The organism is Sphingobacterium sp. UBA5996 (assembly GCF_002429765.1).
GTDB lineage: Bacteria > Bacteroidota > Bacteroidia > Sphingobacteriales > Sphingobacteriaceae > Sphingobacterium.
In genome coordinates, this window is the sequence record NZ_DJAS01000029.1 from 35,294 (window position 1) to 60,564 (window position 25,271).

At 37.4% G+C, this 25,271-nt stretch carries 27 protein-coding genes; 10 read left to right on the forward strand and 17 right to left on the reverse strand.

Features of this window, described 5'->3' with window-relative positions; all coding sequences use genetic code 11:
• Positions 1 to 254 precede the first annotated feature (254 nt).
• Positions 255 to 644, forward strand: coding sequence for a DUF1398 domain-containing protein (locus B3E00_RS20485; protein ID WP_293939880.1), 390 nt, complete (start codon positions 255 to 257; stop codon positions 642 to 644).
• Positions 645 to 750: 106 nt separating this feature from the next.
• On the opposite strand, the gene B3E00_RS20490 is transcribed toward B3E00_RS20485, so the two are convergent.
• The 4 genes from B3E00_RS20490 to B3E00_RS20500 form a co-directional block, all read right to left on the reverse strand.
• Positions 751 to 1,527 carry a hypothetical protein gene (locus tag B3E00_RS20490; RefSeq protein ID WP_293939882.1) on the reverse strand — a complete coding sequence of 259 codons (777 nt, stop codon included), beginning with the start codon at positions 1,525 to 1,527 and terminating at the stop codon, positions 751 to 753.
• Between the two features lie 423 nt (positions 1,528 to 1,950).
• Positions 1,951 to 2,379, reverse strand: coding sequence for a hypothetical protein (locus B3E00_RS20495; RefSeq protein ID WP_209579604.1), 429 nt, complete (start codon positions 2,377 to 2,379; stop codon positions 1,951 to 1,953).
• A 93-nt stretch (positions 2,380 to 2,472) separates the two neighbouring features.
• Positions 2,473 to 2,640, reverse strand: a complete 168-nt coding sequence (locus tag B3E00_RS22275) for a GNAT family N-acetyltransferase (protein ID WP_414712426.1) — start codon at positions 2,638 to 2,640, stop codon at positions 2,473 to 2,475.
• Positions 2,607 to 2,882: a hypothetical protein gene (locus tag B3E00_RS20500; protein ID WP_293939884.1), complete on the reverse strand. Its 276-nt coding sequence runs from the start codon at positions 2,880 to 2,882 to the stop codon at positions 2,607 to 2,609. Before B3E00_RS20500 ends, B3E00_RS22275 begins: the two co-directional genes overlap by 34 nt.
• 226 nt (positions 2,883 to 3,108) lie before the next feature.
• Here B3E00_RS20500 and B3E00_RS20505 point away from each other — a divergent pair, with 226 nt between their 5' ends.
• Positions 3,109 to 3,546: a carboxymuconolactone decarboxylase family protein gene (locus B3E00_RS20505; protein WP_209579600.1), complete on the forward strand. Its 438-nt coding sequence runs from the start codon at positions 3,109 to 3,111 to the stop codon at positions 3,544 to 3,546.
• Between the two features lie 574 nt (positions 3,547 to 4,120).
• Here the strand turns inward: B3E00_RS20505 and B3E00_RS20510 are convergent.
• From B3E00_RS20510 to B3E00_RS20520, 3 genes are all read right to left on the reverse strand, one after another.
• Positions 4,121 to 4,750: a PD-(D/E)XK nuclease family transposase gene (locus B3E00_RS20510; protein WP_209579707.1), complete on the reverse strand. Its 630-nt coding sequence runs from the start codon at positions 4,748 to 4,750 to the stop codon at positions 4,121 to 4,123.
• 190 nt (positions 4,751 to 4,940) lie between these two features.
• Positions 4,941 to 5,327: a hypothetical protein gene (locus B3E00_RS20515; protein ID WP_293939886.1), complete on the reverse strand. Its 387-nt coding sequence runs from the start codon at positions 5,325 to 5,327 to the stop codon at positions 4,941 to 4,943.
• A 473-nt stretch (positions 5,328 to 5,800) separates the two neighbouring features.
• Positions 5,801 to 6,592: a hypothetical protein gene (locus B3E00_RS20520; protein WP_293883383.1), complete on the reverse strand. Its 792-nt coding sequence runs from the start codon at positions 6,590 to 6,592 to the stop codon at positions 5,801 to 5,803.
• Positions 6,593 to 6,714: 122 nt separating this feature from the next.
• On the opposite strand from B3E00_RS20520, the gene B3E00_RS20525 reads away from it, so the two are divergent.
• Positions 6,715 to 6,945 (forward strand): hypothetical protein, encoded by a 231-nt coding sequence (locus B3E00_RS20525; RefSeq protein ID WP_293883380.1) that lies wholly within the window; start codon positions 6,715 to 6,717, stop codon positions 6,943 to 6,945.
• 207 nt (positions 6,946 to 7,152) lie between these two features.
• On the opposite strand, the gene B3E00_RS20530 is transcribed toward B3E00_RS20525, so the two are convergent.
• From B3E00_RS20530 to B3E00_RS20545, 4 genes are all read right to left on the reverse strand, one after another.
• Entirely contained in the window at positions 7,153 to 8,220 is a 1,068-nt protein-coding gene (locus tag B3E00_RS20530) for an NAD(P)H-dependent flavin oxidoreductase (RefSeq protein WP_293883377.1), read from the reverse strand.
• Between the two features lie 10 nt (positions 8,221 to 8,230).
• Complete coding sequence (locus tag B3E00_RS20535) at positions 8,231 to 8,752, reverse strand: YceI family protein (RefSeq protein WP_293883374.1); 522 nt, start codon at positions 8,750 to 8,752, stop codon at positions 8,231 to 8,233.
• An 89-nt stretch (positions 8,753 to 8,841) separates the two neighbouring features.
• Positions 8,842 to 9,414 (reverse strand): Crp/Fnr family transcriptional regulator, encoded by a 573-nt coding sequence (locus B3E00_RS20540; RefSeq protein ID WP_293883371.1) that lies wholly within the window; start codon positions 9,412 to 9,414, stop codon positions 8,842 to 8,844.
• A 120-nt stretch (positions 9,415 to 9,534) separates the two neighbouring features.
• On the reverse strand, positions 9,535 to 10,230 hold the full coding sequence (locus B3E00_RS20545; protein WP_293883368.1) for a hypothetical protein: 696 nt from the start codon (positions 10,228 to 10,230) through the stop codon (positions 9,535 to 9,537).
• Between the two features lie 506 nt (positions 10,231 to 10,736).
• Here B3E00_RS20545 and B3E00_RS20550 point away from each other — a divergent pair.
• Positions 10,737 to 13,040 carry a TonB-dependent receptor gene (locus B3E00_RS20550; RefSeq protein ID WP_293939922.1) on the forward strand — a complete coding sequence of 768 codons (2,304 nt, stop codon included), beginning with the start codon at positions 10,737 to 10,739 and terminating at the stop codon, positions 13,038 to 13,040.
• A gap of 255 nt (positions 13,041 to 13,295) precedes the next feature.
• On the forward strand, positions 13,296 to 14,402 hold the full coding sequence (locus B3E00_RS20555; protein ID WP_293939888.1) for a serine hydrolase domain-containing protein: 1,107 nt from the start codon (positions 13,296 to 13,298) through the stop codon (positions 14,400 to 14,402).
• Positions 14,403 to 14,473: 71 nt separating this feature from the next.
• Here the strand turns inward: B3E00_RS20555 and B3E00_RS20560 are convergent, their stop codons facing one another.
• The 5 genes from B3E00_RS20560 to B3E00_RS20580 all read right to left on the reverse strand — a co-directional run bounded on the left by B3E00_RS20560 (position 14,474) and on the right by B3E00_RS20580 (position 19,689).
• Positions 14,474 to 16,471 carry a PAS domain-containing sensor histidine kinase gene (locus tag B3E00_RS20560; RefSeq protein ID WP_293939890.1) on the reverse strand — a complete coding sequence of 666 codons (1,998 nt, stop codon included), beginning with the start codon at positions 16,469 to 16,471 and terminating at the stop codon, positions 14,474 to 14,476.
• Between the two features lie 172 nt (positions 16,472 to 16,643).
• On the reverse strand, positions 16,644 to 17,753 hold the full coding sequence (locus B3E00_RS20565; RefSeq protein ID WP_293939892.1) for an NAD(P)-dependent alcohol dehydrogenase: 1,110 nt from the start codon (positions 17,751 to 17,753) through the stop codon (positions 16,644 to 16,646).
• Positions 17,754 to 17,859: 106 nt separating this feature from the next.
• Positions 17,860 to 18,522, reverse strand: coding sequence for an SDR family NAD(P)-dependent oxidoreductase (locus tag B3E00_RS20570; RefSeq protein WP_293939893.1), 663 nt, complete (start codon positions 18,520 to 18,522; stop codon positions 17,860 to 17,862).
• A 33-nt stretch (positions 18,523 to 18,555) separates the two neighbouring features.
• Positions 18,556 to 19,269 carry a DsbA family oxidoreductase gene (locus B3E00_RS20575; RefSeq protein WP_293883351.1) on the reverse strand — a complete coding sequence of 238 codons (714 nt, stop codon included), beginning with the start codon at positions 19,267 to 19,269 and terminating at the stop codon, positions 18,556 to 18,558.
• 102 nt (positions 19,270 to 19,371) lie between these two features.
• A complete protein-coding gene (locus tag B3E00_RS20580) occupies positions 19,372 to 19,689 on the reverse strand; it encodes a DoxX family protein (RefSeq protein WP_209579581.1) in 318 nt (105 codons plus the stop codon).
• Positions 19,690 to 19,785: 96 nt separating this feature from the next.
• Between B3E00_RS20580 and B3E00_RS20585 the strand changes: the two genes are divergently transcribed.
• The 5 genes from B3E00_RS20585 to B3E00_RS20605 all read left to right on the forward strand — a co-directional run bounded on the left by B3E00_RS20585 (position 19,786) and on the right by B3E00_RS20605 (position 24,787).
• Positions 19,786 to 20,103 (forward strand): winged helix-turn-helix transcriptional regulator, encoded by a 318-nt coding sequence (locus B3E00_RS20585; protein ID WP_293939894.1) that lies wholly within the window; start codon positions 19,786 to 19,788, stop codon positions 20,101 to 20,103.
• Positions 20,104 to 20,495: 392 nt separating this feature from the next.
• A complete protein-coding gene (locus tag B3E00_RS20590; RefSeq protein ID WP_209579577.1) occupies positions 20,496 to 20,687 on the forward strand; it encodes a cold-shock protein in 192 nt (63 codons plus the stop codon).
• Positions 20,688 to 20,979: 292 nt separating this feature from the next.
• On the forward strand, positions 20,980 to 21,324 hold the full coding sequence (locus tag B3E00_RS20595) for a YciI family protein (RefSeq protein WP_209579575.1): 345 nt from the start codon (positions 20,980 to 20,982) through the stop codon (positions 21,322 to 21,324).
• Positions 21,325 to 21,368: 44 nt separating this feature from the next.
• Positions 21,369 to 22,649, forward strand: coding sequence for an RNA polymerase sigma factor (locus B3E00_RS20600; protein WP_293939895.1), 1,281 nt, complete (start codon positions 21,369 to 21,371; stop codon positions 22,647 to 22,649).
• 158 nt (positions 22,650 to 22,807) lie between these two features.
• Positions 22,808 to 24,787, forward strand: coding sequence for a PAS domain-containing sensor histidine kinase (locus tag B3E00_RS20605; RefSeq protein WP_209579572.1), 1,980 nt, complete (start codon positions 22,808 to 22,810; stop codon positions 24,785 to 24,787).
• 30 nt (positions 24,788 to 24,817) lie between these two features.
• On the opposite strand, the gene B3E00_RS20610 is transcribed toward B3E00_RS20605, so the two are convergent.
• On the reverse strand, positions 24,818 to 25,183 hold the full coding sequence (locus B3E00_RS20610) for a response regulator (protein WP_209579570.1): 366 nt from the start codon (positions 25,181 to 25,183) through the stop codon (positions 24,818 to 24,820).
• Positions 25,184 to 25,271: the final 88 nt, after the last annotated feature.

Below are 25,271 nucleotides of genomic sequence, written 5' to 3' on the forward strand. Positions count from 1 at the left end.
TTCGGCCGTTTAAGCCAACCTCTTTTTACATGTAAAATTACATATATTAAAATAACCATCAAATATGCACTTATCTGCCACTCGCTGCAAATGTAGCATCGTTCGTACTACCTGCTCTATTACGTGCAATTCTTTACCCGAATCTCGTTGATTTGCCAGTCCGATTCTTTTAGTATATTTACTATTCTATTGAATAGGATGGTATTAGATTCTGAGCTTCAATAGGGAAGTTAACGCGTATAAATCAAAGAGAAATGTTTACAGTAGAACAAATTGAAGCTGCTCACAGTAAAGTGAAATCAGGTGCAGACTTTGCAGCCTACATTCAGGATATCAAAAAATTGGGCGTTACCTCTTATGATGTTTTTGTTGCCGATGGACACTCGGATCATTATGGCAATAATCGCTATAAAACCAGTTCTCCCGGCAATCACGAATTCTTAACAATCGGTTCGAGTGTTTATTCCGAACAATTTAAACAAGGATTAAAAGATCACCAGCAAGGCAAAACAGACTATGCAAGTTTTATGAAGATGTGCGCGAAATGTGGTATCGAAAAATGGACTGTTCTCCTAGACAAGTTGACCTGTGCATACTATGATAGTGCTGGAAATGAAGTTCTGGTAGAAGAAATACCGCTTTAATTATTGTTTACGCAAATCCTTCATGCCCTTTTCTTCGGACCAGCTAGGTACCTGCTGCCCGGCATCTTTTCGCATCGAAATAATAAAAGGCCATTCGTATTCCTTGTTATGGGTATTTTATAGAGATACATTGACCATCGCGATACGTTTTAACGAGTTGGACAGGCCCATTTTCAGAATAATTCCATTCGCCTGTTCGCTTACCGTTGATATAATGCCCATCTTCGACCATATTTTTATTGAACATAATGTCATACCGTTTCTCAATCCAATAGCCATTTTTCAGGTGATCTTTGGTTAGGCCCTTTAGCTGGTAATCTCCCCATTTTTTATCAACCGATGGCGTGCTTAAGTAATCAAGGAACAAACCATCCTTAACCTCATACTTCAAAGCTTTATCAGCTTTTTCGGTTTTTAAATGAATAGTGACCAGACTTTGTTTAATCTCGCTGTAACGCCGGTAGGTTTCTTCTGAATGAAGTACCTCGTAACATAACAAACTCGTGTATTCTATAAAAGGTAGCTCATTAACAAGCAGAATTGCCTGATAATCTCCATCCTCATAATCTACTCTCAAATAGAAAGCTTTAAACGTTGTGCCGTCGATAACCAGATCTTTGTAATTATAAAATTGCAGCAAGGTGTCATTAGATGAAACAAAAAGATCCCACATAAATGGTCTTTCTACATCTCTTTCTAGAGCACACTTTAATCTCTTTTTCAACGCACGGATGCTATCTGGTGTTGTAATTATTTTTTGAATAGCGCCTTTCTCAATACTATTTATTAAAATTGAATCACGACCAAAAGATGTATTACTATTTTGGGCATGGTGTGTAAGACAGAGGAAAAATAATATGCAGGTAATAATAACACGTAACATAGGCATGGCTTTATTCTAGTTTCTATACATATTTATTTTTAGTGATTGCCACACCTATATTGCTGCAGTATTTCTTTTGCCATAACTTGACTATCAGCAAGTAGATTAACCTCATGCTCTTCTAAATATTTTCTTACGTTTTCTTTCATATATCATTAGTTCTTTAAAAATTCAGTTCGTATAACAATACGTATCAGTAATTGTTTATTGTTATTGATGGTAGATCTATTTCTAAGTGAGTTGAATAAGACTCTTCAAAACATTTGGGATTCCCAAGGTCAGGACGCCAGCATACAAATGCGGGCGTTAATCCAACATGAATTTTACATTCAACCTTTCTCTACTAGAACTTTATCACTTCCGGATAATTTTCGTAATGCACAGTGCTGAGCATGTAAAGGAGTATGTTAAATGGTTTAAAGTTTACTTATCATGATCCAGTTCAAAAAACCACTGTAAAAAATCGGAAAATGTGGTCCATTCCTGATCAAAATCACCCCTATTTAGTCTATCGCTATTTGCGTCATACACCAAAACGACATGATTATTAGATTTATCATAAAGCAAATAATGCTCATAGTCAAAATCCTGTAGGGAAATGTAATTGTTCGGTATATCGCCATTTTGGATCAAAGATGCGGTCACTCCTTCTTCATCGTCTATATCCTGTATAATATCAAACATGTAGCCGAGTTTCCCATCGAGGTCACCCCCGTAAACACTCATAAATTCATAAAAATCTTCAAACTTATCTAGGCTATGTCTCCGCAGTATTTCTTTTGCCATAACTTGACTATCAGCAAGTAGCTTAAGCTCATGCTCTTCTAAATATTTTCTTACGTTTTCTTTCATATATCACTAGTTCTTTAAAAATTCAGTTCGTATAACAGTACGTATCAGTAATTGTTAATTACTCTCTATAGTACGTATCCTTATATTTAATTTCTATCGCAAAATGCAACTCATCTTCCAGAAACTTAATTTTCTTCTAGATACAAACCCCAGCTTTTGATATAAGCGTATCGCATTCGCATTATCAGAAGCAACGTGCAAATAGGGAATTTTGGATGTGTTAGATTCTAAATCAATTGGTTTCTCAACATCTGATTGCATACAAGTTCACCATCAATTTTGACGTTCTGATCAATCTTAGGCTCATCGCCAATTAGGAAAAAATAGTCTGTGAATGAAGCATAATCTGCTATATTGAGCGCAACCGATTTGTCAGTAAATACCCCTCCAAATGGACAATAAGCAGGTTGGTAAAACTTTAGGCCATCATAATTAACTGCGAATTCCTCATGTGCTTCATTTAGTGAATACCAGGCAGGGTTATCTGATTTAAAAGTATCCATTTTAATATTTTTCATTACTTCAAATTACCTAATTTAAGAAAATAAAGTAATCTATTAATATCCTGATAGGTAAAAAATGATCTTAATCCATTTCTTAAACCTGTTTAAGTTTTATCAAATTATCTTTATTCAACTTTGCACTACTCAAACAATGAATTATAAAATCAAATATGAGCATAACAGGAGGAAAACAGAAATATCTTTTTAACTACGAAAAATAGACAAAATGAAACAACGCATCAACATTAAGGAATTGGAACCAAAAGTGTATGAAATCTTATATGCTATGGAAAAATATTTATCAACTACAAACCTAAGCGTAAACCTTCGTGAGCTAATCAAGATTCGGGTTTCGCAAATCAACAAATGTGCTTTTTGCATTGAGATACATACAAAGGATGCCAGAAGATTAGGGGAAACGGAATCTCGTATCTATGCTCTGACAGCATGGAAGGAAAGCCCATTGTTTAATGATGAGGAAAGAGCTGTTTTAGCATTGGCTGACCAGGTAACAGAAATTTCTGAAAACGGAGTATGTGAATCCGTCTTTCAAGAAGTTCAGAAATATTTTGACGACCATCAGGTCGCTCAGATGATTGTTGCCATCAATCAGATGAATTTTTGGAACAGAATTGCGGTATCTACAAAAATGTTTCATAGCTAAACATTTTCGAATTTTGCTTTTTTTGCATATGAGAATAAGGCGTACGTTGTAGTGCGCCTTATTTGTTCCTATTTATTGTTCCGTTTGCCTAATCGTGCAAGCACCCTACTCGTGGCTAAACTAGGATAAGATACATCTAAGCCGTGCTGCTCATGCAGGCGCTGGTGGATAAGTAGGGCACTCAGCCCCATTTCCTTATATGTCTGAATGTCATCGAGATAATCGTCCAGCAGCTTTGGTCTTACCTAGGACAAAGGTTCCTCTTGGCCACGCTGAAGGGTTTCTATATCCGTGAAACGGTCTTGCGGCACACCAAAATTCTGAGGCTATCTCCCGTATTGATTTCTTATGGGATAACAGTGTTTCTATCGTATTATACATTGACACTTTCTACATAATGTCGGACTTTAATACTCCGACAAGTTAAACCTTAATCAAAAACTTATGGTAGTGGCATTCTAGTGAGAAAATATGGGGGTGTTTTAATGATAATTAACATAAACTGTGTCAACCAATTTAATGGGCTCGGGCCACTCATCTATCGGTGTGGTGCTGTCATCCTAAATAAAGAAACTTAGAGTTTTTGGACCTCTTCGACAGAAAGTCCTGTGCCCTTGGCAATATCAGCTATAGGTAGCCCCATTTCCTTAAATGCTTTAGCAGTCTCAAGAGCTTTTTTACGCTCTCCTTCTGCTAGGCCTTTAGCGTGACCCAAAGCTTCTCCGGATTTCTTGGCCGAATTAAATACGCTCTCAGCATCACGCTTATGTTTTAAACTTGCTTCGTATGACATTAGTTCTTCCTCCGTTAATTTGCCTATCTCTCCTATCTCAAAGATAAAACCAAATATTCTTTTATCCAAAAATGATGGTAATCTATCCATGGTACTCAAATGTTTAAGTAAGTACAACCACTGATCCATAACTGTCTTTAGTTCTTCTGGCTGTTTATTAAATAATGGAAGCGAAATCATTTTATATCCCAATTTATCATAAAATATCTCTTTGGTCAATTTGTCACACAGCGCCACATCATAGAAATAAGGCCGCCCTGTGACACGGGATACACCAGAGCTTCCATTTCTATCCATGTCAAATTCCAAAATACCACTAAAGTAAACCTCAGGTAGGTAATAATCACTCCCCTTCTTACCTCGTGCTAATTGTTTATTGACAAAATTTCCAACCGAAATCGGTACGTGGATCTACATACCTACCCAAATGTTTTTTTGATCTAGCCATATTATTTATTAATTGGTTATCAAGTAAATATACAATAATAAATTGAAAAATACTAAAATAATTAGCGCAAAAAAACATGCTTGGTTACCATTGCTATAGTGCGTGTGAGATTTGTCCCATAATCAATCCCCTTCGAATTATTGAGAATTTTAGCTATTGATTGATAACTTTATACTCGGAAATTGTCTTAATGGTATTTTTCCCTGCAGATTGAAATTCAAAGAAATATGCATAATTTACTTCTTTTGCTTTATATTTAATCGTTCCATTACATGCACCATATTTACCGTGGCTTAGAATTTCATCTATATTCAGTTCGACTACATTAATAAAACTATGTAAGTATTTTACAAATTCATCATCAGTTTCTATATTTCTATTGCCGATAATTTTGAAAGTAAATTTGTCTTCAAGCATTTCATTAATTTTTTGCCAATCTTTTTTATAAAAGGCAACTACAAAATCCCTAATAATTCTTCTTTTAGGGGAATTATCGCAATCTTTAGGTATATTCAGTACAATCTCTTTTTCTGATTTCATTTTGTTGATTGATATGATAAAACTCTTGAGTTTTAACTAAATTAAGTGAAATATTCCTTTCATAAACTTAAATTGGAATGAGGCTGCTGTTCTCATCCCTTTTAAATTAGTAATTCAAGTCCGAATTCTCTACTTTTAAATGCTCCATTTTTGCAGGGGGGGTCACAAATTTTAAACAGCAAGAACTTTACGATAATGTATTAAAGTCGATCAATAGCTTATATTCAAATCCCAAAGAAGGCCTGACTTTGGTTCCCGGGCAGGCGATAACTTTAGCAGCTTACCAACATAGAGGACTTAAAACATCCGCTATTGCCATCATACCAGAAAGTAATACCATAGCTCCTGCTAAAATTAGGCGTTCCTGTTTTTTTGCATTCTTAAACTTTTAAAGCTAACATCAGAAACGGTATTGCGGTTGTCAATACTACTACGGATGAGTGGATGAGTTAGACATAACGTTGGATTTCGGCTTATTTTTTCGTTAATAAAAGAGCTAAATCCTGTTTTGCAAGCAAATGTCCTTTATTGACGATGTTACTCTTGAGATACAGAAAACACTGATTGCTATGATCGAGTTTGCCAATGATTACCTTAATAGATTTTATATCCAGTTCTTCCATTTCTGCAGGAGCTACTTTATTCGGATCTGAAATTAGTTTTCCGTCTTTCTTAACTTCTTCGAGTTGCCAGGAGTAACCTACCCAAGGCCCTGCAACCAATGTTGTCCGTTTGGCATCCATAGTGATCTGCTCTTTGTATTCCAAGCCCACATTATCAACTCTGAGTCTATGGTCTTTTAAATCGACGACTAGGTATTTTAAATAGTCTCCGAAGTCTTTCGGTTCAAAATGTAAACTATTTTCCTTACGCACAATCTTGACCTCCATAACCCCTATTTTGTCTAATTTGACAGATTGGGAGAAAGCTATAAATATAGCATACTCCTCTTCGCTAATACCTAGATTTTTGTGATACGGTATCGTTTCTCCTGGTTTTAATTCCTTCATTGTTTTAAAAAACCAATCTTCATTGGCTCTCATCGCTTGTTTCATTTTCTCAACAATTGCGCCCTGCGCTGCGTTGGGTCGGGGAACACCCAACACCGCCGCGGTATAGTCGCCCTCAGGAAGTTGTCTTTCAACGAATTGAATTGCCAACGCATTGCTGTCCACTCCTGATTGTTTTTGCGCAAAAACATGGAGAGAAAATTGGAATGTAGCTAGCACCGCAAATACACGAAGATATTGGTATAGAAATGTCATGTTAAAGCTGTTTGATCGATGAAATTACGGTTTTATTCTCACATTCTTACGTTTTCCGCGCCAAACTGATACTACTAGCGGGCGGAATGATCTTCTGGTGACTTCCTATAAAAAAAGGCCGCTTGGACAGTATTCGAGAGGCCGTAAAACCTGATATGTTATATGCTTTACTTTCGCTATGTCTGTTTTTTCCCGATGAGAAAATCCGTCCTACTCACTCCGCGGATCGGGCTTTAGCGGCATCTTGGCACAGCGTATTACCTCGATCGATGGACAGCCGAGGTTATCCGGAGGCAATTGACTGCGGATATGGAATTTCCAATGGGGAACGCCTAAAATCGGTATATCGCTGAGCTAATTCGAAAGAATGAAGGCTTATGACTTAGAATATGTAGGGAATATCAGAACATGTTTCAAAAAACTATATGACATCCATTATGGACGAATTTCAAATGCGAAAATTGGGTATAGAAAAGCCGACCTTTAAAACTCGGCTTTTCTATAATTGATACAACCTGTAAAAAGTAATCTTTGGATCATTTTTAAATCACACATACTTATTATCTTTCCATTTCAGCAATAATAGCTGCAATCAGTTTTTCCGCATCATGATATTGGAGAATAGAGGCTGCCTGACCTGCCCAAAACGATTTCATTTCAGGATTCGATTCGGAATTTGCAGGGTACGCTCCCAGTTTACCAACAATTTTTCCCTGCAATGGATAAGGGGCAAGACTATTCTGAAATTCTTTTAACTCCTCTGTCAAGCGGTTTTTCAACCCTCGCGATAGCCTTCCAGTAAAAACTTTGGTCAACGTTGTATAGCGGGCTTCTTTAGAGAATAATTTTTCACGATGTATTTTACTTGCTCCTGATTGCCGGGTAGCCAGAAAAGCAGTTCCTATTTGCACAGCATCGGCACCTAATGCCATTGCCGCTTTTACCCCACGGGCATCGGCAATACCGCCAGCGGCTATGATAGGAATTTTTACGGTATCCGCGACTTGCGGAATCAATGAAAAGGTTCCTATTAAGCTTTCCTCAGGTTTATTCAGAAATGAAACCCGATGCCCACCTGCATCAAATCCTGTGGCTACCACGGCATCTACCCCGGCATGTTCTATAGCGATAGCTTCATCTAAAGTAGTAGCAGCTCCTATCGTTATGATTCCAAACCGCCGACATTTCTCCAAAATAGCTTCAGAGGGTATGCCATAAACAAAACTAAAAACTGCTGGCTTTATCTCAAAAATAGCTTCAATCTGCTCTTCAAACTTAGGACCGCCTGGCAAAGGAAATGTGGGTGGTTCTGTACCGACCTCTTCAAAGTACGGTTCCAAAAGTTTGATAACTTGCTGAAACTTACTTTCATCAAAATCTCTTGCCGTAGCGTCTTGATCATTAACCCAAAGATTAATGTTAAATGGTTTTGTGGTTAATTTTCTGATGCCGCTAGCAATAGAAATTAATTCGGCAGCATCATACGGCTGTCCACCGTAAGACCCTAATCCACCCTTATTTGACACGAGTGCTGTAAGGTCCTCTGAGGATAATTTTCCACCAAAGGGTCCTTGAACGATGGGTAAATCTATTCCAAGTAATTTAGTGAAATTTGTTTTTGTCCACATATGAATAAATTTAGCGTTGCCCAACTAATTTGAACTGTAGTACAAACTCATCGTAAATCAATTTGTCGCCCAAATTCGGTATAAACTTTCCGGAGCCATACCGAATATTGTACAATGTACGGTCAATTTTGATTTCGCCCAATGCATGCAAGAAATCGTTAAATAGTTCTACATTTGCCGCGAAATGGATGGGCTGTGTAATCTCCTTAATGGTCAAATCGCCACTAATGATGTAATGCGTATTTTCCTTTCTTCCATTGTTGATTTTCAAAGATGCCGTCTTAAATTGATCGACCGAGAAAAAATCATCGTGGTTTAAATGATCAAAAAACTCCTTGTAAATAGATTTGTCAGAAATATCGGTGATGACAATTGAAGTCATGTCAATATGTATTTCTCCATCAATGATCTCATCGTTTTCGAAACTCAAAAAACCATCTTTGATTTGAATAGTTCCCGTGTGTAAGCCTAGAACTTTCTTTCCTGTCCAGTTGACAGTGCTGCTTTCTGTTTGAATGTTAAATTTTGTCATTGCTCTTGATTTTTAATTTGACAAAACAAAAATCAGGGTATTCTTTAAAGATATAAAGGACATACCTCACAAAAAAAATGTGAGGTAGATCAATTGTTTGGCGAGTATAAACGACTCAGTGTTTCCCTTGTTACACCAAGATAAGCAGCTACAATGTGCTTGGGCAACTTTTGCACCAACGATGGATACTCCTGTACAAACTTTTCATAACGTTCCTTTGCAGAGCTACTTAATAACGATAGGATTCTGTTTTGCAACGCCACGTTCCTGCGGTTTGTTTTCTTTCTGAAAAAATGTTCGACTTGATGGTATTCCCGGCAGAGCTTTTCTCTGTTTTCATTACTAAGGCATAGCACTTCGGTATCTTCCAGACAGTCAATATTTACTTTTGCTTTCTTTTTATCATAATAGGCTTCGTAATCTGTTATCCACCAATCCTGAATAGCGAAAAGAAGAATATGTATTTTCCCAATTTCGTCAGTATAATATGATTTCACGCAGCCAGAAAGCAAAAAATAATCATTTAATACGGACTGACCTTCCTGTATGAGGAATTGATGCTTTTTGAATTTCTTAAAGATGAAATGACTCAAGATATAATCAAACTCGACATCTGTTATCTCGATATATTTTCGGAACTGTTCTCGTAGAATTTTACTCATGTCTAAATTTAAATATATATCTTTCACCGTCTTGTCACGACGATGAATAACTTATTATTTCGCCATAAATTTGGTCCAGTTTCTATTTTTCTAAATAGTTTTAATACGGCTATTTTTACTTTATTTAAAAAAGTAATATTCCATTATATTGAAAAAAAGAATCATGATGATGATGCCTATGGATAAGATCATTGCAATAACCTGCCAGGGTTGCATCTTGTTGATGATGCTGTATTTTATTTTTTCACCTTTTCTTACAAATACTCCAAAATTTGGAATAACGTTGGGGTTTATTGCATTCTTGAGCACCTTTGTATTAAAATTCTGATCGATATAAGGCCTTAGGTAATCTATAAATGCATCCAGCTTATTAATATCTTCGTCGCTGGAAAAGGGAGCGAATCCGGTGTGGCCGACCCTTATTTTAAGAAATTTATCGCTAGTTTTAATAGTTAAATAGCGGACCCCTTCATTACCCATATTTTTAATCATCACGATATCAGTCATATTAAAATTATATACATAATTTCTAAATCTTGCGGTGATAGTTTCTTGATCGTTGATTCTGATGATCCTGATGATCCACTCCTTCTCTTTTATCCTATTGGTCATGATCTTCAGTAGTGTTATACTTCCTAAAATTGTAATCAGTGCAGCAATAATAATTGGGAAAAGAAAAAATGTATTAGAAACAAACAGATGGGAAAGATACAGGGTTCCGATCATCATAATTAATGCGGGAATAACAAGCACCAATGAAATGTGTAGTTCAGTTTTAGCATCCAGTCCTTGAAATCTAAATTCTTTGTCTTCCATGTTTTTTACGGTGAATATACATTCGTCCCTCATTAGTACAATCTTGGAACCTCTCCTTTGTTGCGTTTGAATTGCTTATCAACACGAACACCTATATTTAATCCAAGTTATGGACCTCGTTTACTCCGATTAATACTGCATATTTGGCCATTAAAGGCTTTTAGTATTATTGTTCAAAATACAGATCTTTTCTTTATTCAGCAACTGTTTTTCTTTGCTATTAGCCGCTACTTTGATAAAAAGTCGCGGTCATAACAATCTTCCAGTAGATTCTAAACTCTTATTAAACTACACTCAAAGCATATTTGCAGCATTCCTAATCGTATGCATCCATTGTTGAATTCACAAAATTCAAATAGTATTTTGGAGTATACCTATATTATTTATATTTGTTCTAAATAAATATTAAACACAACCTTGTAGTCATAATTATCTATTTCATTGACATGCAACAGAAAATCAATTTTAACTTTAATAATCCCATAGGGATCTTTTTTATTCTACTTATGATTTTTTCGTCACACAAAGCTGTCTGCCAAACAGCAGCAGTGCGTGGTACAATAAAATCGCAAACTGGGGAACAAATGCCATTTGTAACGGTGTCGCTTTCCGAAATCAAAAAATCTGTCCAAACGGACAATAATGGAAATTACAGCTTTACTAAGCTACAAGCTGGAACCTATATAGTCTCTGCAAAATATTTGGGCACAGATATGGAGTCAAAACAAATCACATTACTTAACGGCCAGGAAATGGTATTAGACTTTGTATTAAGTTTAAAAGAAAGGGTACTGGACGGCATCGAAATATCGGGATACCGCAGGTTTGGAAAGAAAGAATCCGAACAGGTAGCGAAGTTGCCTTTGAAAAATTTAGAGAACCCTCAGGTATACAATGTTGTGCCCAAGGAAATTTTGCAAGAACAGGTCATCGTTACCTATAATGATGTGCTAAAAAATGTAACTGGTGTGAGCCAGGGTTTGGTCAATGGAAGCAACTCTTTTTATATGCGCGGTTTTGAGAACAACAGTTTTATCAGGAACGGTATTCAGGATAGAAAAGATAATAGTTTGGAAGTCGCTAATATTGAACACATCGAAGTATTGAAAGGCCCGTCCGCCACCTTATTTGGAAATAGTTTGACCTCCTTTGGCGGATTGATCAACCGGGTAACAAAGAAACCTTTTGACATAGCTAAGGGTGAGATTTCATATACATTGGGCGGATTTGACCTGAATAGAATTACGGCCGATATTAACAGCCCCCTGGCAAAAGATGCCGGACTTCTGATGCGCACAAATATTGCTTACCACGATGAAGGCAACTACATGGATGCAGGCTTTACCAAACGTCTTTTTATTGCACCATCTCTCTTGTATAAGGTAAATGATCGTTTAACAATTTCGATCGATGCGGAGATTTATCAACAGAAAGCAAATGATTTCCATCGTCTATTTCCCGAAATGTCATTTACAAAAACAAGTACAGAGAGCTTGGGTATCAATTGGAAGAGATATTATCATGGGAACGACTTAACGGAGTCTAAACCATCCGTTAGCATTTACGCTGAAGCCGCTTATCAATTGTCAGATAAATGGAAATCACAAACGCTGATCTCGCAGACAAAACACTCCAGTGTCGGCTACCGCGTATGGAATGAAATTATGCAGGACAGTGTGAATAGAAATATCCGATATAGTAACTCAAATTATAATAGTATTGAAATTCAACAAAATTTCACGGGTGACTTTGAACTTGCTGGCCATCGCAACAGTTTAGTAGTGGGGCTGGATTATTATAACGCCCGATCGAATGAAAACTTCATTATTGCCTACCCGTTCGACCGTATTGCACTAAAAGGAAAAGATCCAGCTTATACTCATATTTCGAAAGCTACTGTAGATGCTTTTTTAGCCACACTAAGTCCCATACGTACAATCAGTGAACAAAGTACTTATAGCGCCTACTTTTCTGATGTTTTTAATATTTCTCATAATTTTTTGGCCATGGCCAGCCTTCGCATTGACCACTTTGCATCTGGGGGATCACACGATCTGGCGGCTGATACTGTTACCGGAAAGTATAGCCAAACAAACCTTTCGCCGAAATTTGGACTCGTGTATCAGCTTATACCAGATAAAATATCTTTATTTGGAAATTACATGAACGGATTCGCAAACAATGGCCCTGCTATACAGCCCGATGGTGCACGAACGGTTTTTAAACCAAGTAATGCTAATCAATGGGAAACCGGTCTTAAACTTAATGTGCTTGATGGCAAATTAAACTCGACAATAAGTTATTATGATATTAAAGTGAACGATATCCTCCGACCTGATCCTGCCCGTAATGGTTTCACCATACAGGACGGCGGCCAAATCAGTAGAGGACTTGAAACAGAATTAATAGTTAACATGGTCAAAGGTTTCAATGTTATCGCTGGATATTCTTACAATAAAGCTTACTCCATAAATACAAACGCAGATATCGATGGATTACGTCAGTGGACGGGACCGGCGCAAACGGCCAATTTATGGGTCAACTATGCATTTCAGGCTAAGGCCTTGCAGGGATTTTCTATTGGTGCAGGTGGTAATTATAATAGCAAAGCCTACATCAGTCAATCGCGTCAGTTTGGTGAATTTTATATTCCGGAATATGTGGTCATGAATGCTGTGGCGGGTTATGAGACAAAGAGAGTTCGGATAAGCATTAAAGTGGATAACCTCACAAATAAGCTATACTGGGGTAATTACGTCAACCAAATGATGCCTAGACGTTTTTCCGCTAATTTAGCCGTCAAATTGTAATATCGGGATTTGGGAGTAACTTTCTTTTCAGAATATTTTCAGGTCTGTTTGGCTCAGAAGATTTTTATTAAAAAAGTGAATCTTAAAAGTAGATGCAATTCTCTTCGCAATAAAGCCACCGAAAAAAACGAATAATCAATGCCAACTAATTGTTGATAATGTTGTTGTCAACAATTAGTATATTTACGTAGCATAGGCCATCTAATCCAGTCTTTTGGGAATAAAGACCAAGTTGTAGGCAATTACAAATAATACATGATGAGAAAATCATTTTTATTGATACCAATTGTATTGATAATATTCAATCATACCTTTGCTCAGTCACGGCAACATAAGCAGCTTGACAGTTTATTCAATACTCTTTTTAAGCAGAAAGAGTTCAACGGAAATGTGTTGATTGCAGATAAAGGAAAAATCTTATTTGAAGAAAGTTACGGTTTTGCGAATGAGAAAAACGGCCAAAAACTTAATAACCACACCATATTTGAGCTGGCATCTGTTTCCAAACAATTCACTGCCATGGGGATTGTTTTGTTAGAGAAAAAAGGAAAACTAAACTATGATGACACAATGTCAAAATATATTCCTGAATTGGGTTTCTATGATAATATCAGCATCCGAAATTTACTAAATCACACGAGCGGAGTTCCTGACTATATGGAGATTTTCGAAGAAAAATGGGATAAGGCAAAAATTGCTGTCAACCAGGATATTGTTAACGTCTTCGCTAAGTACAGACCGAAATTGATCTTTCAACCAGGCGCAAAATTCCAGTATAGTGATACGGGTTATACGCTATTGGCTCTGATAATAGAAAGAGTATCTCATCAAACTTTCGAGAAGTTTTTGAGTGAAAATATATTTCAACCTTTGAACATGAGAAACACCTTTATCTATAGGAATAGATTTAAACCTAAAAAAATAGAAAATTATGCTCTTGGATATGTTACAGATAGTGTTGGTAACAAAGTGCTTCCAGATAGCTTCGGCAAAGGATTTTATACCTATTATTTAGATGGAATCGTGGGGGACGGAACAGTTAATTCTACTACAGAGGATCTATTAAAATGGGACAGAGCACTATATGGCAATAAATTAATTGATCCAAAAGATAAGGATCTGATATTTAATTCTTTAAAAACCAACGATGGAAAAGAAACAAATTATGGCTTTGGTTGGTTCGTAGTCAATTCGAAAAAATATGGTCGAATAGTTTATCACACTGGAGGTTGGCCAGGGTATTCCACTTATATAGAAAGGCATTTGGACAGCGACAAAACAATTGTAATTCTGCAAAATCATTCAGAAGCTAAAATAAATTCATTTTTACAAAAAGTAAGAGCGATATTGTATAAACAATAATTTCAAAAGCGAGGTGTTTTAATTTGTTTTCTGTAGATTATATTGGTCGCAGAGAGATCTGACACTCCAACCTATTCCGATGACTTGCGGTCTGGTAGGATAAACCAAAATGTACTGCCCTCATTGAGGACACTCTCGGCTCCTATCTTTCCATCGTGTTTTCTGATGATTTCCGAACAGATGTATAGCCCAAGCCCCAGTCCAGAATATTCTTTGCCAGAATGACTTACTCTGTAATATCGGTCAAATAATTTAGGCAGAGCTTCTTGCTCGATGCCTATGCCAAAATCACGGACAGAGACTTTTACGGATTGATTTTCCAATACCTCGACATTTAGATGGACTTCTTTCGACATCGGCGCATACTTAATTGCATTATTGACAAAATTGATAACAACCTGATCGATCCTATGCTCATCGGCATATACCCTCGCAGTTTGATTTCCCGAAACAACCAATTGATATTCATCCTCAAAGCAGACATGGTCACAAGTACGCAGAAGAAGATCAAACATATTAAACCAATCTTTTTTGATTTCAAGCTGTCCCTCGGTAAGGCGGCGAATTTGCAATAGTTCAGCAACCAAATCGTTCATCTTCTCCACGCTTCTTAAGGACTGGTTGATCATTTTCGAATGGATATTACTATAAGGTTTATCCTTTAAAAGTTCAAGATACTGCAGGGAAGCTTTTAAAACTGTAATTGGAGTCCTTAACTCGTGGCTCACAATACTTAAAAAGTCATCTTTCTGCTGTTCAAAAAGCTTTCGATCTGTGATATCCAATGTCATGCCTACCATGCGGTCTGCGACTCCCAAATCATTGTAACGAGGACGTCCATGGGCCTGAATCCAATGCGTAGAGCCATCGCGCCATTTGACAGGATATTCTGTGCTATAGATTCCATTGGTGCGAATCGCCTCCTGCACCAGTTCTTTTACCCTGTCACGATATTCCGGATACATTGCCTCAAAAAGATCCGAATAACAAAAATCCTCCTCCGGCATAAATCCATAATTCATCTTAAACCGATCCGTGCTCTGCATCTTCCCCGTAGCTAGCTGCACCTCGGTAGATCCTAATCTGCTGGCGTCCATCGCAATTTCCAGTCGGGTATTTATTTCATTGATTGCTCTTCTGCTATTGACCTGTTCTGTCACATCCGTAGCAACAATAAGAATAAGCTTCTCCTCCTTTGAGAGACCATTCGTAGGCTGGTAAACGAAATTAAGATAGCGTTCCAGCGTTTCTCCGTCGACAGTAAGCAGGGCCTTGAGTTCTTTTCCGTAAAAAGGTTCGTCAGTTTCATAAACATTTTTCAGAATATCAAGGAATTGCTGATCTTTCAGTTCTGGTAATGCCTCAGCGAGTCGCCTCCCTAATACAGAGCGATCTTTGCCCCAGATATCAAGAATATGCTGATTTACAACATCCACAATAAAGTCAGGGCCTTTCAAAGTAGCCATAGCTACGGGGGACTGCTCGATCATGATGCGGAAAAGCTGTTGCTGTTCATGCAACAGCGAAAATAGTTTATGAAGATTGTCTTCTGAAGTGATGAGTTCCTCGTTTTTAGATAGCAGATCGGCATTTACTACTTTAAACTCCTCATTTATGGCCAAAAGCTTTTCGTTGAGATTTTTTTCCGCAAGGGACTTTTCACCTGCAAGTTTTAAGGCATGCATACGTTCTGAGACTTCCGAAGCAGTATGAAGAATATATGCAGTTTTACCGTTTTCATCTAAAATCGCTTTATATTCAAAATCAAAGAAAAATTCCTGAAGTACACCATCTTTTTGAAGAAATGCGGAACAGTTTTTTGCAATGTAAGTTTCACCAGAATACCAAACTCCTTTGAGAATATCAACAAAAGGCTGTCCTTTAAGTTCGGGAACGGCATCTTGTAGGTTTTTACCCACAACCGATCTGTCCTTCCCCCAAAAATTGAGCATTGCTAGGTTGGCAGTCATTATTTTTATGTCTTCTCCCTGATAGACTGCAGTGGCATTGGGTGAGTGAAAAAGTATACTGAGCAATGACTCAGAATCAATATTTTTGGGAGAATTCATACGATAAGATCAATAAAACAAATGTAATCAATTTATTTGCTATAAACCGATAACGCTTTAAATAGTTCTAACCCTAACGATTTTGACCCATAACTAACTGATGCTACGGACATAAATATTCTTAATAAATAAGTCAGTAACATTTAATGCTACTGACTTATCTCTTTGCTGATTACCCTTTATACTCACCAATAAGAATTACTGGTTTAATGGTCTTTCCTGATTCTGAATCTTCTATAGCTTGATTGATATCTTCGAATTTATATTTCTTAATTAATTTATCAAATGGGAACTGTCCATTCAGATACATCTCTACCATCTCTGGGATAAATTCGGTCGGTACACTGTCCCCTTCTACAATTCCGATCAACTTAATTCCTTTAAGTACATATGTATTCATTTCAACTTCAAGGGGCTTTGTAGCCACACCAACAATACCCATTTGTCCCAAGGACTTCAAACTCGATAAGGTATTATTAATAACATCATTACGACCGGTGGTGTCAAACCCAAAATCAAATCCTTTCGGGGAAATCTTTTGTAAAGATTCTACCACATTCTCATTACGGCTGTTAATGATATGGGTTGCACCGAGTTCCAACGCAAAATCCAGACGTTCTTGATTGATATCGACTAATACGATCTCCGCAGCCGAACATGCTTTTGCCGCCAGCAAAGCAGCCAATCCGACAGCGCCGGCACCAGAGATAACAATTGTTTTTCCCGGAGATACTTTCAACGAGTTGATGATTGCTCCTGCCCCAGTCTGAATACCACAACCCAACGGTCCCAATAATTCTAACGGCGCTTTTTCAGAAACTTTTATAGCGTTTCTTTTATTTGCTATTGCGTATGTTGCAAACGAGGATTGAGAAAAGAAATTATCGAAGATATCTTGTTGGTTGTGTTGGTGACTATGAGAGCCATCCATACGTGCTCCCCCAAAATTCAAAGCCGGGAAATTTTCGCAGTAAGTGGGTTTACCACGCTGACATGTGTAGCACTCTCCACAGAAACCGAAAGTTAAAACAACATGATCACCCACTTTAAGGTTTTTCACACCATCTCCTACTTTCTCGATAATTCCAGCACCCTCATGTCCTAATACGATGGGAAAAGGAGTAGCGCCCGTTTGTTGATCTCTTGCAGCCATATCAGTATGGCAAGTTCCGGTTGCTACAATTCGTACTAGTACCTCATCTTGCCGAGGTTCTTGTAGCGTTATTTTTTCCAATTCGAATTTTCCACCTTTTTCTTTTACTAATGCGGCTGTTATTTCCATTGTATTATCTTTTTGTTAGATTAAATTTATCACATTACAAGATTTTTTTTCTTGATCTAGATCAAGAAAAATCAGCCTTCTTAATTGCTTTATTAGGTAATTCGAATCATTTCACCTTATCTTCGGAAATATACTCTTCAGCTCTGTCTCGCTTCATGTACATATCATACCATATATCTGCGATCTTGTCCTGTACAGCGGAGTCTTCCTGCATCCAAATACCAATACCGATATGACCTGCGTAAATACCTTTTCCAGATAACTCGGTATTCAGATTAAGAACATAATTGCGAAGACCAGCCATCGCTATTCCTACGTTACCCATCATGGGTACAGGCGAAAATGAAGCACCTCCGTTTGTGAATAATAACGCTCCTGTATTTTTAGCCAACATATCCGGAAGCACTTCACGGATGGATGAAATTGCACCAAGCACATTGAATTGAAATTGATAAAGTGCATTTTCTTCATTAACATCTAAAGTTGCTGCCAAATTATGGACACTTGGTATTGGGCTGTATTCAAGAACATCTATGAAACCGTATTTTTCTTTGATAGCATCAAAGGCAGATGCGATCTGAGCTTTATCCAAGATATCTGCCGTGAAAGCCGCTACTTCGATTCCTGATATATTCAATCGGCTGACTAGGTCATTCAGCTTTTGCTGATTTCTTGCAATAAGGGCTATCAGAAAACCATTTTCACCAAATTTCTTTGCGATGGAGAGGCCCAGTCCAGCGCCTGCTCCAACTATTGCTATTGTTTTCACTTGTACTGATTTAATGAATGTATTTTATGGTTTTTAATTGCACTCGCCGTCAATTGAACAGTTTTTTCCTTGTATTACTTCTAATGTTGCCTGCGGATTCTCTTTCCGCCACTCAAAGAAAGAATTTTCAAGGGTTTGTAAAATATCATTGGGCTGTTGTGCACCAGCGATGGCATATTTGCTGTTGATTACGAAAAAAGGAACACCTTTAGCGCCTAATTTCTGTGCTTCTTGGCCCTCATGTGCTACTTTTCGCATATAGATAGGGTCTGTCAGTGCAGTATTGATCTCGCCTTCCGTTAAACCGATTTCTTGTCCAAGTTCGACCAGTGTTTTCTGATCATTAAGATTCTTGCCTTTTGTGAAATAGGCATTAAATAAAATCTCTTCAGCTTTCTCACCGAAACCTTTGGTTTTAGCAAACTGTATGATTCGGTGACCCTTCATTGAATTGGTGACCAATGCTTTATCCAAGTTGAATTGAAGACCTACAGTTTTAGCATACTCGATCAGATCCTGATGCCCCTTTTTTGACTGCTCATAACTTAATCCCTTCCGGTCGGCCACAAACATATACATATCGTTTTGATATTTAGGTGTTTCGGGTATGGCTGGGTCAAGCTGGAAGCTTTTCCATTCTACTTCTACCAGGTCCCTATGGGGAAACTGAGCTAAAGCTTTCTCGAAATTACGCTTTCCGATGTAACAGAAAGGGCACATAATATCCGACCATATTTCTATTTTCATTTTTTTTCCATCGTCCTATTTTTTATTTGTTTTAATTGCATTTGATTCTTTTCCTGACCAAACGTCATAATGAAGAGCAGGGATAATAGTACCGCTAGTGTACTATTTTTCATAGTTCAGTTTACGGAAATAATAATAAGATACAGCCAACAATGCAAACGGAATAAGCGGGGCAATACCTTTCGCCAGCCCATCAACAATACCATGCGCTAGACTTGCGGAAAGCAAGAGAATTCCGAAACCTACATAAGCCCATTCTTTGAGAATCGTCGGGATAGCTGGAATGAGAATGAAGATGGCTCCTACGATTTTTAAGATATCCAGTTCAAGTGGGAAATAATCTGGAAACTGCAAGTTTTTCGTCGTCTGGATGAGGTATTCTCGTGGCGCGAAGTAGGATGGCAAGATGATTAAAGCCATATGCTTACATTTTGCAAGCAGTTACCCTAAAGTAAGCAGTTACCTTAAAGTAAGTAAAATGAAAGATCAATTTCCAAAAGCACCGAATCCGACTGTATGGCGAGAATGCTGACCGTTCGTGATACCCTTGACGATATCAGCGAAAAATGGAAAATCCTCATCATTATTTCCATTATGAGTGGCCACAAACGTTTTAGAGAAATAGAAAGAAGTATTCCTAAAATTTCCTCAAAGGTACTTGCTAAAGAACTAAAAGATCTGGAAGAACACCAGCTCGTCAAACGTACCGTTTATGATGAGCCGCCAGTGCTGGTAGAATATACGGCCACTGATTATGTCTTTACATTACAAAAAGTCATTGAAGAGCTACACAACTGGGGTGTGAATCATAGGAAAAAGATATTGGGGAAGTAGTGTTTATACTAGATAGTATTAGCTTGATATGATATATTTCATAGTCTTACAATTTTTACGACCATGGTTCAAGGAAAATATTTTTAGACAAATAACTTGTTTTTATTAAAAACATTGTTTACCTTAGTGAAATAATCAGGCTTCTGCCATCGCTTCTTCTGAACTTTTGAGTTTACTCCATCTTATCAGTCTTCGCTTTTTCAGCCGCTAGTTTTTGTTATCAGCAGATCAGGTAAAGTTCCTTTCTTCAAATTGATATTTTCAATACGATTAAATACCATCCTCATTTTTTGTTTACAATTTGATTTAACTGCTTTATGCGTAGTGCTATATATTAAGTACTCACAGACGCAGGGAGAATTTGAGTAAAATATAATTTAATAATAAATATAATGCAACAAGGAACAGTAAAATTTTTCAATGAAACTAAAGGTTTTGGTTTTATTACACCGTCAAATGGAGGTCAGGATATTTTCGTCCACTCATCAGGTCTACTGAATGATGTACGTCAAAATGACGCCGTAACATTTGATCTCGAAAATGGAAAAAAAGGCATTAACGCAGTTAATGTGCGCATCGCATAATTAAGTAGGAAGCTTAAAAACTTCTTTAAATTAAGTTCAGCAGGTAGCAGGTATGTTATCTGCTTTTTTTTTACCTATTTTATAGCACGGTTTCATGATCAAATCAATCTTTCACCGGAATTTTTAAGTCCTTATTGTGAATAGCACTGTATTTGGCAATGCGGTTACAAAGAGATAAGTAAACTTGGCTATAAGCGCTTTTTTTGATATTTTAGTATTAAAATCAGCACAAGATTGTCCCTAATTTAGTCAGTCGATCGTCTTAACTGCAAATAATAAAAACTTTAAACATATGAAAGAATTTGCATTAATTTTTAGATTAAAGGACATTTCAGACTTCAAACCTTCTCCTGAACAAATGCAGGAACGTATGAATTGGTTAGCTGGAATTGCATCACAAAACAAATTGGTGGATAAAGGCAACACACTTTTACCATTTGAGGGAAGTGCGAAAACGGTGAAGCCTAACAATGTGATAACAGATGGGGCTTATACAGAAATTAAAGAATTTATCAGCGGTTATATTGTTGTGAAAGCAGATAACATTGACGAAGCGGTAGAAATAGCGAAAGACAATCCAATTTTTACCCAAGTGGGTGGAAGCATTGAAGTTCGAGAAGTTGTAAAACGTGATTAGAGAAAACCAAGCAAACTTTCCAACAGCATTTTTGTTGGAAAGTTTTGTATATTTTAATGGAGTGTGTAACAAAATTCAATACCATGGAGCTTCTACCTCATTTATTTCGCCTGGAGTATACAAAAATGACGGCGGTTTTATGTCGTAGTTTTGGTTTAAAGCATATTGAAATTGCAGAAGATATTGTCAGCGATACATTTTTAAAAGCTTCGCAACATTGGGCCGTCAACGGAATACCCGAAAATCCAAGGGCCTGGCTCTATGTGGTGGCGAAGAATAAAACCAAAGACTACTTCAAGAAACTATTGGTTTTTGAAACTAAAATAAAAAGCGAAATACAGCCTCACTTCCAAGTTGAACCCAATTTCGAATTTGATTCACAGATGGTTTCCGATAGTCAATTAGCGATGATTTTTGCGGTGTGTAATCCTGTAAACTCAGATGAAAGCCAAATTTGCCTGGCACTTCAGATTCTTTGCGGTTTTAGCATTGAAGAAATTGCAAATGCGTTTTTGACAAAGTCAGAAACCATTAAGAAGCGACTACAAAGAGGAAGGGCAAATCTTCGAAAAGATAATTTTCAAATTAAAAGTTTAACAAAAACCGATATTTGCTTACGATTGGACATGGTTTTAAGAACATTGTATTTATTGTTTAGCGAAGGCTATTTTTCTAAATCAGACAAACAGCAAATCAAAATAGATCTCTGTTCAGAAGCAACGCGACTCACATTGTTATTGACGGAGAATCCATTGACAAACACACCTGAATGCAATGCTTTATTGGCTCTTATGTGTTTTCAAAGTTCACGACTTAGGGCGCGCACAAATGATAAAAACGAGGCTGTTTTATTTGACGAGCAAGATAAAAGTCTGTGGGATAAATCACTTATTAAAAGAGGAAATTATTATCTGATAAATGCAACAACAAGTAACGAACTTTCAAAATATCATCTGGAAGCGGGAATTGCTTATTGGCATACTACAAAGACCGATAAAAACAAATGGGATTACATTTTAAAGCTTTATAACCAACTTATTTTAATTGAATATTCACCAATCACAGCACTAAACCGAACGTTTGCTTTTGCCAAAGTTTATGGCAACGAAGAGGCCATTCCTGTAGCCAAAAGGTTAAATTTAGTTGAAAGCAATTATTATCATGAATTGTTAGGTTACCTGTATTCCAACGTGAACATTGAAAGAGCTATTGAACATTACAAACAGGCCATTAATCTAAGCAAATCCAATACTGAAAGGCAAACTCTATCAAAGAAAATAAAGGAACTTAGTCTCATTTTAAAGAAATCGGAAATATCGCATTAAATGTTATCGATCAAAAATGCGCAATCTAGATAGACCGATACGATAAAATCAGAAAATGCGGACGATAGCTATTATTAAGTTTCTTGAGAAAATATATAGCGCATTTTACTACGATTATACATGGATATAAATTATCTTTTCCATACTTTTGCTGGTGTATGAACTCCCCAACCGAAGGCCCATTTGATAATTCCTTTAGTGCTGAATTAATTATTCAGGCTTTAGCTTCCTCCCCTGCACCTACCGCTATATATTCCGGCGAAAATATAATTATCCGCTTTGCGAATGCCGGTATGTTGGCACTCTGGGGCAAAGAATCTTCTGTTATCGGCAAACCTTTAATGGAAGCTATTCCCGAACTCGAAGGACAGCCGTTTCTAAAACTTCTACAAGAAGTGTGGCATACCGGAAAAACGTATGCTGTATCTGAGGCGCCCGCAGTATTGATCAAAAACGGAAAGGAAACACTGGATTATTTTGATTACGAATATAGAGCGCTCGTTGACCAAGATCAGAAAACGTGGTGTATCCTAAATACCGCACTCGAAGTAACCTCACGCCGGGAGTTTTTGCGGCAGATAAAGCAGAAAGAAGAAATAGAGCAGGCACTCAATGAGGAGATGGCCGCTACACTTGAGGAACTTACTGCTACTAATGAGGAACTCAATAGCTATATAAAGCAGCTTGCAGATAGTCGGAAGTACATCCGAGCAATCATAGAGCAGGCGCCTGTCGGTATTGCCATGTTAAATGGTCCCGAACATCTCATTGAAATTGCCAATCCCGCTATTCTCAAGATTTGGGGGCGCAAAGAGTCAGAAATCATCGGACTTCCGCATGAAAGTGCGCGTCCGGAGCTTCAGGGACAACCCGTAAACGATTGGATTAAGCAGGTTTACAAAACCGGACATCCTAAAATTAATACGGAATTCACGGTGAAACTGCGCCACAAAGACGGCTTGAGAGAAGCGATCGTAAATTCCGTTTATCAGCCTATATTTTCAGAAGATGGCGATATTTCAGGTGTGCTTATTATCCTCGAAGAAATTACTCAACAGGTTTTGGAAAGAAGACGGAATGAGAATAATCAGCAGATGCTCGCGCTGGCAATAGAAGCGGGTGAGCTCGCGACTTTCTACTATCAGATCGCCACAAACCATTTTTCTGGAAATTCAATGCTCAAGACGTGGTTTGGCCTCTCAACAAATGAAAATGTGGACCTCAACCAGGCCTTATCAGTAATTTTACCAGAGGATAGAGATCGCGTGATTGCTGCAATTCAATACGCCGTTAGTACAGATTCCGATGGCTATTATTTTGTAGAATATAAGATTAAAAATAAGGTTGACAAAAAAATAAGGCTTCTTCAAGCAAATGGAAGAGTGTTCTATGATCAAAATGGTATTCCATTGAGTCTCAACGGTACGCTTAGAGATATTACAGAGCAAAAAAAAGAGGAACAGCGGAAGGACGATTTCATGGGCATGGTCAGTCATGAGCTAAAGACACCTCTAACCTCGCTTAAGGCCTATCTTCAAATGTTACAGCAGATGGACTTTCATACAAGAGAAGCTGCACCACAAAATATGCTTGGGAAATCTATAAAGCAAGTTGACTATATGACCAGTATGATTAATGGCTTTCTCAACGTGTCGCGATTAGAATCGGGCATGATGTATATGGATAAAAGAGCTTTTGATTTCAAATTGTTGTTTTCAGAAATTGAAGAAGAGATTCGCGTTACAGTCAAAACCCATAATTTTATTTTTAAATCTTCTGGGGCTGTGGATATATATGCGGACCGAGAAAAGATAGCACAGGTGATCCATAACCTGATTGGCAATGCCATAAAATATTCTGCTGTGGGATCAACGATAATTACAGATTACGTTGTGGATGGTAAAAATATCAATATCAGTATTCGGGATCATGGAAAAGGCATTCCATTAGATGATCAGGAACGAATATTTGAACGTTATTATCGGGTGAAGGAAATTAGCACTGGTGGAACTGCGGGCTTGGGTATCGGACTCTATCTATGTAAAGAAATAGTAGAACTTCATGATGGAACTATACGCGTAGAGAGTGTTCAGAAAGAAGGTAGCGTCTTTTCCTTCAGCCTTCCACTCCCCTATTAAGCGCAATAGCATTATAATCTTCAGTCAGTCTTATGCCTGGAGTGCGGTCAACTTATCAACCTTTGAAATAACATCGTTGATGTCAAATGGTTTGCTCATAAAATCATCAGCGCTATGTGGATCATCCGTTTTCATAATTTTAGCGTGGGCGCTCATCAATAATACCGGTACATTGGATGTTATTGGGTCGCATTTAAGTTCTCGGCACACCTCGGTTCCGAGCCCATCAGGCAACATCACGTCAAGCATAAATAAATCCGGCTGAATATCCATCTCCCTACAGTTAAACTCCTTTACGGTTGAAAAGGTTACTACGTTATAATTTTGTGATGACAAAAGAAGTTCAAGCACTTCCTGTATACCAACCTCATCTTCTAGAATAAAAACAGTTTTCATATTTTCTTTTAAGGAACCCAATAAATTGACTGAGCAAAATGCCTTAAGTAACTAACCTAAGATATGATCAAATAGTTCAATTTAGTTA